Genomic DNA, 16,881 nt, shown 5'->3' with positions numbered 1-16,881 from the left:
CTTCATTTGAGTTCAGGCAAGCGCGCTTCGTTTTTCACTTCGGTGGCGGCGATCGCATCGGCGGGCAGCACCACCCGTTGCTTGCTCAACAACTGGCCCATGTTCGCCAGCACGCGGTACATCGAGAACTCCTCGGTGTAGCGCACTTCGGTGTAGCGGCGGTTGGCGTTGTAGAGCTCGTTTTCACTGTCGAGCAAGTCGAGCAGAGTCCGTTGGCCGAGACCGAACTGATCCTGATACGCCGCCCGTACTCGGGTGGTGGTTTCGGCGTATTCACGGGCGGTCGGGGTTTGTTTCTTGGCGTTTTGCATGGCGTTCCAGGCCAGGTGGATGTTCTCGTTGAGCTGGCGCAATGCGTTGTTGCGGATGTCCATCGCCTGGTTGATCTGATGCGCATCGGAGGCCAACCGGGCCTTGTCGCTGCCGCCACGGAACAGGTTGTAGTTCATCACCACGCCCACTCGCCATTCGTTGTCGTGGCCTTGATCGCCCTGCACATTGTTATTGGCGCCCACCGCTGCTTCGGCGTCGAAGCGTGGGTAGAACGGCGACTTGGCGACTTCGTACTGGCTCTCGGCCGATTGCACGTCAGCCTGGGCGGATTTCAGGTACGGGTTGTTTTCCACCATGCTTTGCTGGGCTTCGGGCAGGGTGGCGGGCAGTTCGCCGCGGGTCGACGGCGGCGCTTCGAGTTCATCGGGCATGCGCCCCACGACGCTGTAGAAATTCGCTTCGGCATCGGCCAGATCGACTTCGGCGGTGTCGAGGTTGTTTTGCGCCAGTGCCCGGCGAGCGGTGGACTGGTCGGCGTCGGCGTTGCTGCCGATCCCACGCTGGGTACGCAGGCCGATCTGATCGTTGACCCGCATGTGCGCTTGTAGATTGTTCTTGGCCAGGGTCACCAGTTCGCGGCGCTTGAGCACTTCGAGGTACACCTCGATGGTGCGCAGGGCCAGGTCCTGGGCGGTGCCTTGAGCGTAATAGGCCCGCGAGTTGGACACGCCTTTGGTGCGCGCGACCTCGTTGGCGGTGTTGAAACCATCAAACAGCATTTGCCGCAGGCGCAGTTCCGACTGGGTGTAGGTGAGGATTTCGGTGTTGTGATTGCCTCGCGACCGGGTGGTGGTGTTATCGCTGTAGCCGCGCCCATAGGCGGCGTTCAAATCCACCGATGGATAAAAGCCCCCTTTAGCGACTTTAATCTGCTCGTCGGCCGAGAGCCGGGCATCGACCCGAGACGCCAGTTCCGGGTGGGTCGCAATGGTGCTCTGGATCGCCTCGGTCAATGACATCGCCTGAGCCTGAGAAGCGCAGGCCATGGCCAGCAGAATCGCACTGCAAAGGGGGGTTAAAACGCGCATGGGTGCATCTCCCTGATTCCTGATGGTGCTTAGCGGTCGCCATTTTTTTGACGATATTTTTAGATGAAACCGTTTCATGCCTGTAACAACAGAGCTAAGAACATCCTGAAGCGTAGCTAAGAAAAATTTTTCATAAGGGCTATGCCAAAAAAAACTTATGCGGCCTGAAAAATCCAGCACATTGTTCAATGCGAAAGCCTTTGTTTTATTGGCTTTCTTGAGCATCAAGAGGGTTTTGGAAAGTTCCATTCACTTTTCGACACAGGGCGAAGAAGTGCTGGAGGGGAGGAGAGCGAGACGGTTTAGAGGCGACATTTTTTTGTCACTCGAGTGATTCAGAACCGTTACGCATGCGTTTGCAGGCCGGTCGTTTTGGAAGTGGGTCCCGATGCCATTGATTGCAGAGGGTTTTATCCCGATCCCAAGACACCCCCCTCGCGAACGACACGCCTGGCGAGAGTGTCGGGAGGCAGCGGTTTACTTCAGGTAAACGCTTTCCGGCACGCGGGTCTCGGGCAACCTGCTTGAACCATGAGCACGTTTCTTCGCGCAAACAGGATGCCGACAGCAGTTGGCAGCGGAGGAATGCACATGGCAACGCTCATCGGTATCGTCAGTAAGGTCATCGGTCAGGTGTATGCAGTGGCGGGTGATGGCACTCGACGGGCACTGATCGAGGGCGATCGGCTGTTTGCCGGCGAGCAGCTGGTCACCGGGGCCGAAGGGGCGGTGGCGGTGCATATGCAAAATGGCCAGGAGCTGACGCTGGGGCGTGACAGCAGCCTGCAAATGAGTGCCCAGTTACTGGCGCACCAGGTGCCGCACGTGGAGACCACTGATGCGGTAACGCCGAGCCAGGCGCAACTGACCGATGTCGAGCAACTGCAAAAAGCCATTGCCGCCGGTGCCGACCCGACCCAGACCGCTGAGGCCACCGCCGCCGGACCGGGCGCAACGGGCGCGCCCGGTGGTGCGCTGGGTGGTGGCCACAGTTTTGTGCTGTTGGAGGAAGTGGGCGGGCGGGTCGATCCCACGATTGGTTTCCCCACCGCCGGCTTCAACGGTATTCCCGAATTTCCCCTGGAGCGCCGGGACGCTGCGCCGGACAACGGCGATAAAGGCATCGTTACGCCGTTTGCCGCGAACGTGCCGAATCACCCGGTCACCCTCACCGGCCTGTCGGTGGCGGGCGGTGAACTGACCCTCAATGAAGCCAACCTGGCGAACGGGTCGGCCAGCAACCCGGGGGCACTGACTCAGCACAGCACGTTCACCGTGTCTGCGCCCGACGGGCTGAGCAGCCTGAGCATCGGCGGGATCAGCGTGATCAGTGGCGGGGTGCCCATCGGTTTTCCGCAGTCGATCACCACTCAACTGGGCAACACCCTGACGATCACCGGCTACAACCCGGCCACCGGCGTGGTCAGTTACAGCTACACCCTGGTCGGCAACGAAACCCATTCCGCCGGTGATGGCACCAACAATCTCAGTGAACAATTCACTGTGGTTGCGAACGACAGCAACGGCGATACCGCCACCGGTTCGCTGGACGTCAATATCACCGACGATGTGCCCAAGGCCATCGACGACAGCAACGCCCATACCGCGTCGGAAACCCTGCTGACCCTGACCGGCAGCGTGCTGCCCAATGACGTCCAGGGCGCCGACCGCATTACCACCGGCCCCGACAGCGGGCCGATCATCGGCGGCACCTTCACCGGGACGTTCGGCACCCTGGTGTTGAACGCCAACGGCACGTACACCTACACCCTGAACACCAACGATGCCGATTTCAAAGCCCTGCACGGCGGTGGCAACGGCACCGAAAACTTCGTCTACACCCTTACCGATTCCGATGGCGATACCAGCACCGCGACGCTGGTGCTGAACATCCATAACAACGACGACCTGGTGACGCTCAATGGCCTGAACGTCAACGGCGGCGAACTGACCGTCTACGAAAAAAACCTCAGCGACGGCAGCAGCCCTGATGCATCGGCGCTGACCCAGAGCGGCACATTCACCATTACTGCGCTGGATGGCGTGCAAACCCTCAGCGTCGGCGGAATCAATGTGGTGGTTGGCGGTGTATCGGCGGGTTTCCCGCAATCAATCGTCACGCCGCTGGGCAGTACGCTGACCATTAGCGGCTACGACAGCGCGACCGGCGTGGTCAGCTACAGCTACACCCTCGTCGACAACGAAATGCATCCGAATGCCAACGGCGCCAACAGTCTCTCCGAGCAGTTTGCGGTCACCGTGGTGGACGACAACGGCACCACCGCGACTGGCAGTCTTGATGTGAACATCGTCGATGACCTGCCTCATGCCGTGGACGACAGCAACGCCAATACGGCATCGGAAACCCTGCTGACCCTGACCGGCAGCGTGCTGCCCAATGACGTCCAGGGCGCCGACCGCATTGCCACCGGCCCCGACAGCGGGCCGATCATCGGCGGCACTTTCACCGGGACGTTCGGTACCTTGGTACTCAATGCCAACGGCACGTACACCTACACCCTGAACACCAGCGACGCCGATTTCAAAGCCCTGCACGGCGGTGGCAACGGCACCGAAAATTTCGTCTACACCCTTACCGATTCCGATGGCGATACCAGCACCGCGACGCTGGTGCTGAACATCCATAACAACGACGACCTGGTGACGCTCGATGGCCTGAACGTCAACGGCGGCGAACTGACCGTCTACGAAAAAAACCTCAGCGACGGCAGCAGCCCCAACACACCGGCGCTGACCCAGAGCGGCACCTTCACCGTCACCGCGCTCGACGGTTTGCAAACCCTGACGGTGGGCGGCATCGCGGTGGTCACCGGTGGCGTGGCCGCAGGCTTCCCGCAGTCGATCGTCACTCCGCTTGGCAGCACGCTGACCGTCACCGGTTACGACAGTGCGACTGGCGTGGTCAGCTACAGCTATACCCTGGTGGATAACGAAACCCACCCGAACGCCAACGGCACCAACAGCATCACCGAGAACCTCAACGTCGTCGCCACTGACGTCGACGGCAGCACGGCGTTGGGCCAGATCAACGTCAACATCGTCGATGACTTGCCCACCGCCAACCCGGACCACGCCTCAGTGGCCGAGGGCGCGACGGTCTCGGGCAACGTGCTGGGCAACGACATCGGCGGCGCCGACGGGCCGGCACTCGGTGGCGCGGTGGTCGGCGTACGCGCCGGCAGCGACACCTCGACTTCAGCCATCGGTGGCTTGAACAGTCAAATCAACGGCACCTATGGCTACCTGACCCTGGATGCCAACGGCGATGCGGTCTATCACAGCAATCCAAATGCCGTGAACGGCCCTGGTGCGACCGACGTGTTCACTTACACCGTGCGCGATGCCGACGGTGATGAAAGCACCACCACCATTACCATCGACGTGGCCAACTGCACCCTCGTGGCTGCCACCGACACCGATGTGACGGTTAATGAAAAAGCGCTGGACCTGACCAAGGACGGGCAGGACCTGGCGGCGGGCACGGTCGTCGGCAGCGAGCCTGGCAACACCGGCGAAACCGCCTCGGGCACGCTGGTGGGTTCAGTCACCGGCACCAGCGACACCATTACGTACAGCCTGGTCGGCAGCGCCAACGGAACCTACGGGCAAATCCTGCTCAACCCGGACGGCAGCTACACCTACACCCTGACCTCGCCCCCCACGACCACCCCTCACGCCAACGACGGTGCGAACACCCTGAGCGAAAGCTTCACCTATCAGGCCACCGATTCTCTGGGCAACAGCGTCACCGGCAGCATCGTGATCAACATCGTCGATGACGTGCCAACCGCTCATGCCGATGTCGTCTCAGTGGCGGAAGGCGGCACGGTCAGTGGCAATGTGTTGGGCAATGATGTGCTCGGTGCTGACGGCCCGGCCTTGGGTGGCGCGGTGGTTGGCGTGCGCGCCGGCGGCGATACCTCGACTTCGGCTATCGGTGGCTTGAACACGCACATCACCGGCACCTACGGCTATCTCACCCTGGATGCCAACGGCAACGCCGTGTACCACAGCAATCCGAACTCGGTCGGTGAACCGGGCGCCACGGACGTGTTCACCTACACCGTGCGCGATGGCGACGGCGATGAAAGCACCACGACCATCACCATCGACATCTCCAACTGTTCCCTCGTGGTGGCCCCCGATAACGACGTGACCGTTTACGAAAAGGCGTTGGATCTGACCAAGGACGGCCAGGACCTGGCGGCGGGCACTGTCATCGGCAGCGAGCCTGACAACACCGGTGAAACCGCCTCCGGCACATTAGTCGGTTCAATCACTGGCGCCACGGGTGCAATCACTTACGCCCTGGTCGGCAGCGCCACCGGCACCTATGGGCAAATCCTGCTCAACCCGGACGGTTCCTACACCTACACCCTGACCTCGGCACCCACCACCACGCCGCACGCCAACGACGGACCGAACACCCTGAGCGAGAGCTTCACCTACGAGGCCACCGACTCTGTGGGCAACAGCGTCACCAGCACCATCGTGATCAACATCGTCGATGACGTGCCGACGGCCCATTGCGATTCGGTTTCGGTGGTGGAGGGCGGCACGGTCAGCGGCAATGTGCTGGACAACGATGTGCTCGGCGCTGATGGCCCGGCCTTGGGTGGGGCAGTGGTCGGCGTGCGTGCCGGCAGCGACACCTCGACTTCGGCCATCGGCGGCTTGAACACGCAAATCAACGGCGCTTACGGCTACCTGACCCTGGATGCCAGCGGCAATGCGGTGTACCACAGCAACCCGAATTCGGTCGGCGAAGCGGGCGCCACGGACACCTTCTCCTACACCGTGCGCGATGCCGACGGCGATGAAAGCACCGCCACGATCACTGTTGACGTCTCCAACAACTGCCTCGTAGCCGCCACCGATACCGATGTGACCGTCTACGAAAAAGCGTTGGATCTGACCAAGGACGGCCAGGACCTGGCGGCGGGCAGCGTCACCGGCAGCGAGCCCGGCAACACCGGTGAAACCGGCTCCGGTACGTTGGCAGGCTCGGTCTCTGGCGCCACGGGTGCGATCACCTACACCCTGGTCGGCAGCGCCACCGGCACCTACGGGCAGATCCTGCTCAATCCCGACGGTTCCTACACGTACACCTTGACCTCGGCGCCGAAAACTTCGCCCAACGCCAACGACGGCGCGAACACCCTGAACGAAAGCTTCACCTACAAAGCCACCGATGCGCTGGGCAACAGCACCACCGGCACCCTTGTGGTCAGCATCGTCGATGACGTGCCTCACGCCGTCGCCTCGGACCGTTCGGTGCCGGCCGTGCAGATCGACTCCAACCTGATGCTGGTGATCGATGTATCCGGCAGCATGGACGACCCCTCCGGCGTATCGGGCCTGTCGCGGCTGGACCTGGCCAAGCAGGCGATCAGCGCGCTGCTCGACAAGTACGACAATCTGGGTGACGTGAAGGTACAGATCGTCACCTTCAGCAGCAGCGCCACCGACCAGACGTCGATCTGGGTCGATGTGGCGACGGCCAAGTCGATCATCGCTACGCTGACGGCAGGTGGCGGCACCAACTACGACGCGGCCGTGGCAACCATGGAAACCGCATTCGACACCTCGGGCAAACTCATCGGGGCGCAGAACGTCGGCTACTTCTTCTCCGATGGCAAACCCAACGAAGGCGACATCGGCACTGCGGACGAGATCGCGCTCAAAGCCTTCCTCGACGCCAATGGCATCAAGAACTACGCCATCGGCCTGGGCAGCGGCGTCAATAACGCCAGCCTCGATCCGGTGGCCTATGACGGCAGCACGCACACCGACACCAACGCTGTGGTGGTGACCGACCTCAACCAACTCAACTCGGTACTTTCGGGCACCGTGCAAGGTGCGCCGGTCACCGGTTCGTTGCTGGGCGAGGGCGGTACATTTGGCGCCGATGGCGGTTTCATCAAAACCCTCACGGTCGACGGCACCACCTATACCTACGACCCGAAAGCCAACAGCAATCAGGGTTCGCTGAACTTCAGCGGCGGCGCCAACCACGGCACCTTCAACACCGTCGACAACACCCTGAGCATCGCCACCAACAACAGCGGCACGCTGCTGGTGAACCTCGACACCGGCGAGTACACCTACACCTCGCAGAAAACCACGGCCGTGCAGATCACCGAAAACATCGGCTTCACCGCCAGCGACAACGACGGCGACCTCACCAGTTCGACCCTGACAGTCAACGTGATTCCGAATTCGCCACCGGTGGCAGTCGATGATCACATCATCACCAACGTGCTGTCGGGCAGTATCGTGGTGCCGGGCGAGCTGCTATTGGCCAACGACACCGACCCCAACGGTGATGCGCTCACGGCATCGCCGACTACCTTCAACACGGGTTGGACGGCCAAGGGAGCGGACTTTACCGGCACCAACTCGAGCTTCAGTTTCACCGGCAATAACGTCCAGGCCGTGACCATCGCCCGCAGTGCATTCGTCGCCAACGCTGCCGCCATGACCGCCATGCTGGTGGTCAGCGGGGCCTTGGGGGCGGTCAGCACCAACAATACCAACGATGAGGACCGCATCACCGTCAACCTCAAACAGGGCGAGACCCTCAACCTGGACCACAACCTGGCGGCCGGCCACATCACCATGGAGTACTCGGTCAATGGCGGCGCTTACATGGCTCTCGCCGATGGCCAGACCATCACCGCCACGGCGGACGGCACGTACCAGATCCACATCACCAACATTGACGACGGGGGACCTGGCAACAGCGGGAAGGGGGCGGAAAACTATCAACTGACCATGACCGTCAACTACGCCGGAGCCCAGGACTCCACGCCAGACTTCCACGGCACCTACACCGCGAGCGACAACCACGGCGGCAGCGACAGCGCGGCAGTCGACATCACCTATCAGGCCGGCCATACACTGACCGGCACCTCGGGCGATGACGTGTTGATCGCGGGCACCGGCAACAACATTATCAATGCGGGTGACGGCAACGATGTGCTCACCGCAGGCTCAGGCAATAACGAGATGCATGGCGGCGCCGGCAACGATCTGCTGTTCAGCGGGCCGGGCAACGATTGGCTCGACGGCGGCACCGGTAACGACACCGTGAACTACGCCCATGCCACCGCCGGCGTGACTGTCGACCTCAGCCTGCTCACCGCGCAAAACACCGTTGGCGCAGGCACCGACACCCTGACCGGCATCGAAAACCTCACGGGCTCGAACTTCAACGACAGCCTCACGGGCGACAACAACGGCAACATCATCAACGGCGGTCTGGGTAACGATGTGCTCAACGGCGGGGGCGGCGACGACTTCCTGATCGGCGGCCTGGGCGACAACACCCTCACCGGCGGCAGCGGCGCCGACACCTTCCAGTGGCTTAAAGGCAACAGCGGCCACGACGTCATCACCGACTTCACCCCGGGCACCGACAAACTCGACCTGTCGCAACTGCTGCAAGGCGAGAACGGCACTGCGGCATCGCTGGATGACTACCTGCACTTCAAAGTTACCGGCAGCGGCGCGACCCTGGTCACCAGCATCGACATCAGCGCCATGGCCGGCGCCACGCCGAGCCAGACCATCGACCTGGCCGGTGTGAACCTGGCCAGTCACTACGGCGTCACCCCCGGAGCGAATGGTGTGATTGCCGGCGGTCACGATACCGCGACCATTATCAACGGCATGTTGAACGACCATTCGTTGAAGGTGGATACCGTGTGATCTGAAACGACAAAACCCGCCATTCCCGGTGAAAGGGGATGGCGGGTTTTTTGTTGGTTGAGGATTTATCTACCGGCCCTGTGCCCGGATACACCTCATGTGGCGAGGGGGCTTGCTCCCGCTGGGCTGCGAAGCGACCCCAAAACCATTCGACCAATTGCATCAAGTAGACCGTATGTACAGGGTTTACGACTGCTGCGCAGCCGAGCGGGAGCAAGCTCCCTCGCCACAGGGGGCAGCGTTTGACCTAAGGTCATAGGGCCGGGTCAGCCTTCAGTTCCAGACTGTCCAGCGCCCGACTCACCGCCAGTTCACCAAACATGATGAGCTGCGCGACGCCCAATATCGTATTGCGCTGCGGCCCCTCCAGAAAACCGGCACAGTCACTGGCGATCACCTTGGCCGAGGCAAAGGACTCGCAGGCATTGGCCAGTAGCTCTTCGATGTCGATGTCCGGGGCAACGGTGTAAATCGTGCTCGGCTTGCGTGGGGGCTTGGGGGCGGACGGTTTGAGGTAGTAATCGAGGGCGCGCTCGGCGGCTTCGTTGAGTTTTTTGGAGTCCGGGGTTTCGTAAGGGGAAACGTCGTCGGTTTCGGGTGGGTTGGGTGTGATTTTGAACATGGTGAAACTCCTACAGGAAATGGAGCCACCAAGACCTGTCGCTAAACAGGTAAGGGTGGCGGCTGCACGCAGGTTAGCGAACCGGGTGTAGGCGCCCGGCAGACCCGAAGGTCTCCCGCGCACAGCCGCCATGACATCAATCGCAGACATGAACAATCTGCAAGAGAGTTTGGAGCGCTGTTGCGCCTACAAAGGTTCGGGTCGCTAAACCCGATCGCTGATTTGTCAGCGACCGGGAAACAATAGAACCCGACCCTTAGGCGCACAAGCCGGCGGATTCTGGCGCAGTCGTAGGCAACTGCGCAAGGATGTGTAGCCTGAGTGAGTGTCTGGAGATGTCTTTTAAACACTCATGTTTATCTCACTCAGAGTTTGGATTAAGACCTGAAGCGATAAACAAATACGTCCCTGTCTTCACCAGTGTTTATCAACACTTACTTGCGACGCATTTCGAAATAATCTAGAGCAATGAGGTCCATTCTTGGAGTCCGGATTTCTATACCCCAGATGTAGTTGTGGGAAGGGGTGGAGTAAGTGACAGGCTGCACGCCGAAATTATTGGCGAGATAAATATGATTTAACGAGTTTCCCGCTTTATCTAAAAATAAAACCGAGAGGTCATTAAATTGGGCGAATCTGCACCAAAAACTGACATAAGAATAGCCCCAGTTAAATCTGATGCGCATATGTTGTGCTGTTCCACTTGCCTGCCAATGCATCTCCAGAATTTGCCCATAGCAATAGCCCGGTAACTGAGGGTAAGGGCCGGTGATAACATTGGCTAGTGAAGTTATTCCCAAATAACCGTTCCCTGCCGGAAACGTAATGGTCATGCTATCTAGTGAGATACTTCCGCCGGGTGCTATTAGTTGTGTAGGGCGGTGATCGAAGTTTTCCGACAATATCGGCTGTTTGTTCTTGATGATATATTTTATGGATGTTGGGAATGTGATCGTTATGGGCTTTTGTCCCTTGACGTTGGCTTTGACTTCTACATGGAGGGTTGAACCATCCTGCAGCAGTAACAGTTGCGCACGTGACAGTGTTCTGGTGAATCCATTTGTCTCTTCCTCAGGTGTCAAGGAACCTTCTGTCACTACGGGAATAACAAGGGGGATTCCATTGTTTCCGGTTCCGATGACCGTTATGTCGATATGATAATTTCCACCCCGAAGCGGCCATGAAGTTTTAGTGATGGTGGCATCACCGTCGAATTCATTGATATCCAAGGTCTGCGCACTATCAGCCTGATCGATGATGGGAACTCCCAATCGAATATCACCGTCGACAATCGGCTCAATTTTCAGTGCCAGGGGTAACGATTTCCCAACTGATTTTCCGTCGCGAATCAACGTCCAATACAACTTTATTTCGCTATTCATGCGGGCCAAAAGAAATGCGGAGCTGAGTTTTAAGTTGGCCCGTTTGTTTTCATTGATTCGCTGCTCAGAAAAGGGTTTGTCACCCGGCAGGGGAGTCGCGTCTATAAATTGCGCTTTATCATTTGTCCTGGCGGTCGGATATTCAATTCGAACGGTAATTCCATTCGGTACTTCCAGTAAATCGATGACCATGGTAGCCGGTGGTACGGGGAATGGCGGCCGCAATTCTTCAATCGCTTCCTCTCCAAACATTAACTGAAGTAGTTCCGAAAAGACCTCCATCTCCCCCGGATTTTTTATTGTGCATTGCACCGTCAAAGGCGTATCGGCATAAGGGGCGATGTACTTGTCTGACACCTCAAATATGATTGGCTGTGTCGGATCCTCGATAATGAGTTTGAAAATGAACAGGGCCTTGATCCCGTCTTTATCGGTAGTTTGCCAGTGAAGGGTAACGTTGGCGCCCTTTTTCAACGGCCAATAGTCAGCAACTTTTACCCTGGCCCTGCCAGTGTCGACCGGTAGTTTGTCGTCTACCAGCGGCTCAACTATAGCCAGACCCAGAGGCAAGGACTTGCCCCTGAAAGTGGCGTCGGCGGGTTTCGAAAGCTGGGTGTTGCCCCCTTTGGTCAATGTGTAGGACGCCCGTGCCGATCCCCTGATGAGATTGCGTACCCACTCGTTTAGAACAGGGATTTTCACGGATCTGGTCGCGGCAGTCAGCGTCACACGGAACGTGTGGCTGGCGGGATCGCCACCACTGGTGAGCGCTTCCAGGGTCAGTGCGATCTCATCATGTTGCGCAAATACACCGGTGACCAGTATCACCATGGGATCGCCCATGAGCAGATCGTGATCTACCACATTGTCGGGATCGGCCTGTTCGAAAATCGGTGCCGTCAGCAACACAATGCCGGGTTTGAACGTAAGAGTTAGCGAGTCCGACCAGCCGCTCGAATTCTCCACGACATCGAACACCTCCCAGCGTACGATCACCGTAGAGGTGAGCGGCAGTTTGGCGAGCATTTCAGGTGTCAATTCAAAGACCACATCACCCAACGCAGTGACGGTGGCCTCAAGGAGCAGCGATCCAAAGGCAAGTACGACCACATCACCGATTTGCTGGTTGTAATACGCCAGCACGGTCACGAACATGCCTTCATCGACCACGGTTTTATCAATGACGGATTCCGAAGCGACGGGCAGCTTGAGGCCCTGGTTGAAGGGTTTTCCGCCGTCTGTGTCCGGTTCACCCGGCGCCGGGTATTTATAAAACAGCGGCACAGGTGGCGATTGTTCGGTGTCGTTTCCGCTCACACGCTCAACTTCGAACCAGAATTGCTTGTTCTCCGATAGCAGCGGTGCAAACCTGGCTTCCATGTCTGTGGCGGAAATATAGAAAGGAATGTTTTTCGCGTTGCCTTCGGCATCGAAGTGGGCTTCGGTGACGGAAAATTCAGCGACGGGAGCGTTTTTTGTTTCGATGTAAACCGTGATGTAGTCGCCGATGGCCATGTTCAGATAGGCCAGGATGTAAACCAGCAAACCGTCTCGGTCGCCGTGCACCATGTTGATGTTGATCCCCAACGCACCGTCGCTCTGCGGTTTGTAGCCCGGCGGGTAGGGCGGGTCTACGGCCAGCACGCCGATGCCGCGATCGGGCGGGAATACAACGACTTGTCCATTGGAGGCGAGGTCAGCGTTTGTCAGGGGGCTGTTCATGAATGCATACCTTCCATAGAGGCGCCCGGCTGCCCGATTGGGCGGCACCGATACGGAAGGATTAGATAATCGGCGTGAGTGTTTGCCTACTGTCAGATCTGACAGGTGCGCACAGGTTTTAGACGAGTGGTCATACCCCTCACATCGGCTCCGGTGGCCCGATCAACCGCCCCATCACCCCAAATAGCCCCAACTCCCGGATCACCTCCAGTTCCCCTTTGGTCTCGACCATTTCCGCAATCAACGGCAGATCAATGCTGTTGGTCGCCCGGTATATCGCATCGATAAACAACCGCTTGTCACTCTGCTCATCGATACCCCGAATGTACGCCCCATCGATTTTCAAGTACGCCAACCCCAGCTGCGTCAGGTTGCCGATCTGGCTGAAGCTGCCGCCGAAATGCTGCAAACCGATGCGGTAACCGGTGTTGAGCAGGCTGTGGCTCAGGCGTTGCAGTTCTTCGGGGGGCGGCAGTTGGCGTTCGTCGATTTCCAGGGTCAGCAGAGGCGCCAGTTCCGGCAATGATTCGAGTATGTCGCAGATCAGTTTCAGCTGGGTCTGGTCGCGCAGGGTGCTGCCGGACAGGCTCAGCGCGAGCGGCCAGCGGTTGGCGGCGAGGTATTCGAGGGTGGTTTCGAGCATCGCCAGATCGAACCGCGCCGACCAGCCGAGGCGTTCGATCCACGGCAGGAAATGCCCGGCGGCAACGGCCTGGCCCTGCGGGTCGAGCAGGCGCGCGAGGACTTTGTGGTGCAGCACCTGACTGGTGTCGGCGCATTGCACCACCGGTTGGAAATACAACTGCATCTTGCCCTCGGTCAGCGCATCGTCGATCCAGTTGCGCCAATCATGCTGAGAGTGATTCGGCGCAGTATCGACCTGAGCCTGGTATATCCATGGCCGCTCGGGATGTTGCCGGGCCTGGGTCAGCGCTTGGTCGAGGCGCAGCAGCACATCATTTGCCGGTTCGCCCGGGTGGTAGGCGACGATGCCCAGATGCGCCACGGGCATGCAGTCGCTGGCGCCGGTCAGGCGCAGGTTTTCCAGGGTGGCGCTGATTTCGGAGGCCAGGCGCGCGGCTCCCCTACTGTCCAGACCCGGCGTCAGCAAGCTGAATTCGCCACCGCGATTGCGCGCCGCGAGCCAGGTACGACGTTCTGCAGGTTGCGTCAGGCGCTTGAGCAACTCGCCGACGGCGCTGATCAGGGCATCGGTGCGCTGGCCACCCAGGCGTTGATTGAGGCCGATCAGGTCGTTGATCCGCAGCATCAGCAAATGACCGTCGCGGCTTTGCTCGGAATCCAGTAATTGGTCGGCCAGTTGTTCATCCAGCAAGCGCCGGTTGGCCAGGCCCGTAAGGTTGTCCTGATAGGATTCGGAGCGCAGTTTTTCGCTGCGCGCGGCCTCTTCGGCGAACAGCGCTTTGAGTTTTTCGACCATCTGGTTCATGGCCAGCACCACGCGTTTGAGCTCCGGCGTGCGCGGCAATTTTGGCAAGCTGCGGAACTCGCGTTTACTGATGGCTTCAGCCTGTTTGACCATGTTGTCGAGCGGGCGCAATTGCCGGCGTAATAGCCAGCCTCCGAACACGGCGCTGAGTAATCCGCAAATCAGCAGCCAGATCAGGCTGCCGAGGGAGCTGTCCCAGAGTTTGGCCAGGGCGAACTGCGGGTTGCTCAGCACTTCGACCCGGGCTGCCTGGTCCCAGCCACGCGTGACCAGTGCATCGCCACCTTGTGGGCGCAGGTTCACCAGACTGACGAACCAGCCGGGTACACCCTCGATTTGCGCTGGTACGCTGCGCTCCACCAGCACTTGTTCATTCTCGATGCTGATGACCCGGATGCTGCTGAAATAGCCACTGTCGAAAATCGAGCTGACCATCAATTCGATCATCGCCGGGTCGTCGATCTGCGCGGTCAACGACAGGCCCAGCGCCGTGGCGGCGTCCTGGGCGTGGGAGCGCAACTGACTGAGCATCTGTTCACGGGAGCTTTCCAGGCTGACAAAAAAACTGCCGCTGAAGGCCACCAGCAAGAACAGGCAAATGGCGAGGAACAACTGTTTGCGCAGTGACATGAAAACACTCCTTGCAGTGGCGGCTAGCCTTCGCCCACGGCGAACCCTTCGATTTGCATCTTTTTCAATACGTCTTGCCAGCGCGACAGTTTTTTCGAGTCGCTGCTGCGTTTACCACCATTGGCTCCCGGCAAGTACAGGCCTTCGGCGTTGAAGGCATACACCGGCAGCAAGTCTTTGCGTTGGGAGGCGGGGCGGATCTCGTCGATCAGGTTGTCCAGCACCAGCGGATCGGCCGTGGGGCTGCTGTAGAAGGTCAACACCATGTGCGCCTGGTTCTGGGTCAGGGCCTTGACGTAGGTGATGCGTAGTTTTTCGCTGGGAATCCCGAGGTGACGCAGGCTGAAGTATTTCGCCAGGGCGAAGTCTTCGCAGTCGCCTGCGGCTTTGATCAAGGACTCCACGGGCGTGGCCCAGTAATCGGTCTGATGCCAGATGCGCGTGTCATCCTGAAAACTCAGTCGCTGATTGAAGAAGTGATTGACCGCGTTCAGTTGTTCGCGCTCAGGCTGGTTGCGTTCGCTTTGCAGCATTTGGCTCCAGGCCTCGATCCGTCCCTGTGCCTCGCCAAGGGGGCCGTAGCGTTTTTCGGCCGTTTGCAGAACCTGCGCAAAATCCCAGTCGGCCCAGGCACTGCCCAACCCGGCCAGTAGAAAACTCGCCAGCAGCAGCCATCCGCCGAACCGAAGTCGGAGCGTTGACCATCCTGGACTACGCGGACTGCGGGGCATGTCTGGCTGCTCGGGTGCAGATGTCTGAAGTCTAGGCGGTGTTTACGGGGCGGTCGGGTAGGTCGTCGGACGAAAGGATGTCGGCGGGTTGTTTCCTGTGGCGAGGGAGCTTGCTCCCGTTCGGCTGCGCAGCAATCGCCAAACCGATCAATGAGGTGTGTCAGGAGAAGGCGGGTTGCAGGTTTTGGGGCTGCTTCGCAACCCAGCGGGAGCAAGCTCCCTCGCCACAAAAGCCTCGAGCCATAGATAGGAATCAGGGTTTATGCAGGGTTTTCTGCTTGAGGATATAAACCGTCACCAGCACCGCACTGGTCAGCATGAACCCGCGCGCCCACGGCAGGGGCACCAGGTAGCAGGAGAACAGGATGCTCGTCCACATCAACCCGATGGTGTAGACCTTGCCCTTGAGCGGAATGCCGTTGCCGTCCAGATAGTCGCGAATCCAGGGTCCAAGCCGTGGATGTTCAACCAGCCAGTGATAGAAACGCGGCGAACTGCGGGCGAAGCAGGCTGCCGCCAACAGCAGGAACGGTGTGGTGGGCAGCACCGGCAGGAAAATCCCGATCACCCCCAGCGCTACGCTCAGCCAGCCGATGGCCAGCAGCACGTAGCGCAACATCAGGGGGCGGTTGCCTATGGGGTTGTCCATAGGCAAAACCTTAGTGGTGACGTGGCTTGAGGATCGCCGGTTTTTCGTCTGGCGCGTTGCACAGCAAGTACAGCGCGGTCAGGGCTTCCGGGATTTGCACGATCATGTCGTCCATCAGGTTGGCGTCGGCCGCGATGTCGGAGAACTCAGGCTGTTCGTCGAACAGACCCGAACCGACCATGATCGGCAGCAGCATTTCACTGACTTCGTCTTCGGCAGTTTCGAACCAGGCGGCTTCGCGCAGGAACACGCCTTCCATGAAACCGATGCACCAGCCGCGCAGGTCGGAATCGTCCGGGTCATCGCCCAGGTCGAGGTCGCATGGCAGCTCGAACTCTTCGTCGGACGCCAGTTGGCGGGCGATGTGAGCCTTGAGCAGCACCAGGGTGGATTCGATCGCTTCACGCTCGGTGTCGTCGGCGTAATGCGGCTCTTCGGCGAACAGCGCGTCGATCCATTCGCGATCGGGAACGCTTTCGGAGCAGATCGACAGCGCAGTGAGGTAGCCGTGGGCGGCCACGTAGTCCAGCGCCTCGTCATGCAGCTCGTCGGCGTCGAGGAAGACTTGCAGGCGGGTTAGTTGCTCAGCGAAGGACATTAAAG

General features: G+C 59.5%; 8 protein-coding genes. 1 reads left to right on the top strand and 7 read right to left on the bottom strand.

What is annotated here, in order from left to right; translation table 11 throughout:
* Positions 1–2: 2 nt before the first annotated feature.
* Positions 3–1,361, bottom strand: a complete 1,359-nt coding sequence (locus tag PGR6_RS21270; protein ID WP_019648053.1) for a TolC family outer membrane protein — start codon at positions 1,359–1,361, stop codon at positions 3–5.
* A gap of 591 nt (positions 1,362–1,952) precedes the next feature.
* On the opposite strand from PGR6_RS21270, the gene PGR6_RS21265 reads away from it, so the two are divergent.
* On the top strand, positions 1,953–9,092 hold the full coding sequence (locus tag PGR6_RS21265) for a retention module-containing protein (RefSeq protein ID WP_064619598.1): 7,140 nt from the start codon (positions 1,953–1,955) through the stop codon (positions 9,090–9,092).
* 253 nt (positions 9,093–9,345) lie between these two features.
* Here PGR6_RS21265 and PGR6_RS21260 read toward each other — a convergent pair whose 3' ends face one another.
* The 6 genes from PGR6_RS21260 to PGR6_RS21235 form a co-directional block, all read right to left on the bottom strand.
* Complete coding sequence (locus PGR6_RS21260) at positions 9,346–9,714, bottom strand: DUF6124 family protein (RefSeq protein WP_018929914.1); 369 nt, start codon at positions 9,712–9,714, stop codon at positions 9,346–9,348.
* Between the two features lie 434 nt (positions 9,715–10,148).
* Entirely contained in the window at positions 10,149–12,818 is a 2,670-nt protein-coding gene (locus tag PGR6_RS21255) for a hypothetical protein (RefSeq protein ID WP_064619595.1), read from the bottom strand.
* A gap of 139 nt (positions 12,819–12,957) precedes the next feature.
* Entirely contained in the window at positions 12,958–14,898 is a 1,941-nt protein-coding gene (gene lapD / locus PGR6_RS21250; RefSeq protein ID WP_064619592.1) for a cyclic di-GMP receptor LapD, read from the bottom strand.
* Between the two features lie 23 nt (positions 14,899–14,921).
* On the bottom strand, positions 14,922–15,629 hold the full coding sequence (gene lapG, locus PGR6_RS21245) for a cysteine protease LapG (protein ID WP_064619589.1): 708 nt from the start codon (positions 15,627–15,629) through the stop codon (positions 14,922–14,924).
* Between the two features lie 253 nt (positions 15,630–15,882).
* The gene (locus PGR6_RS21240) at positions 15,883–16,278 is read right to left on the bottom strand and encodes a YbaN family protein (RefSeq protein WP_018929918.1); all 396 of its coding nucleotides are present in this window, start codon (positions 16,276–16,278) and stop codon (positions 15,883–15,885) included.
* A 10-nt stretch (positions 16,279–16,288) separates the two neighbouring features.
* Positions 16,289–16,876, bottom strand: coding sequence for a UPF0149 family protein (locus PGR6_RS21235; RefSeq protein WP_007938492.1), 588 nt, complete (start codon positions 16,874–16,876; stop codon positions 16,289–16,291).
* Positions 16,877–16,881 lie beyond the last annotated feature (5 nt).

The organism is Pseudomonas sp. GR 6-02 (assembly GCF_001655615.1).
Taxonomy (GTDB): Bacteria; Pseudomonadota; Gammaproteobacteria; order Pseudomonadales; family Pseudomonadaceae; genus Aquipseudomonas.
This window is presented reverse-complemented; position numbering and strand designations above follow the sequence as displayed.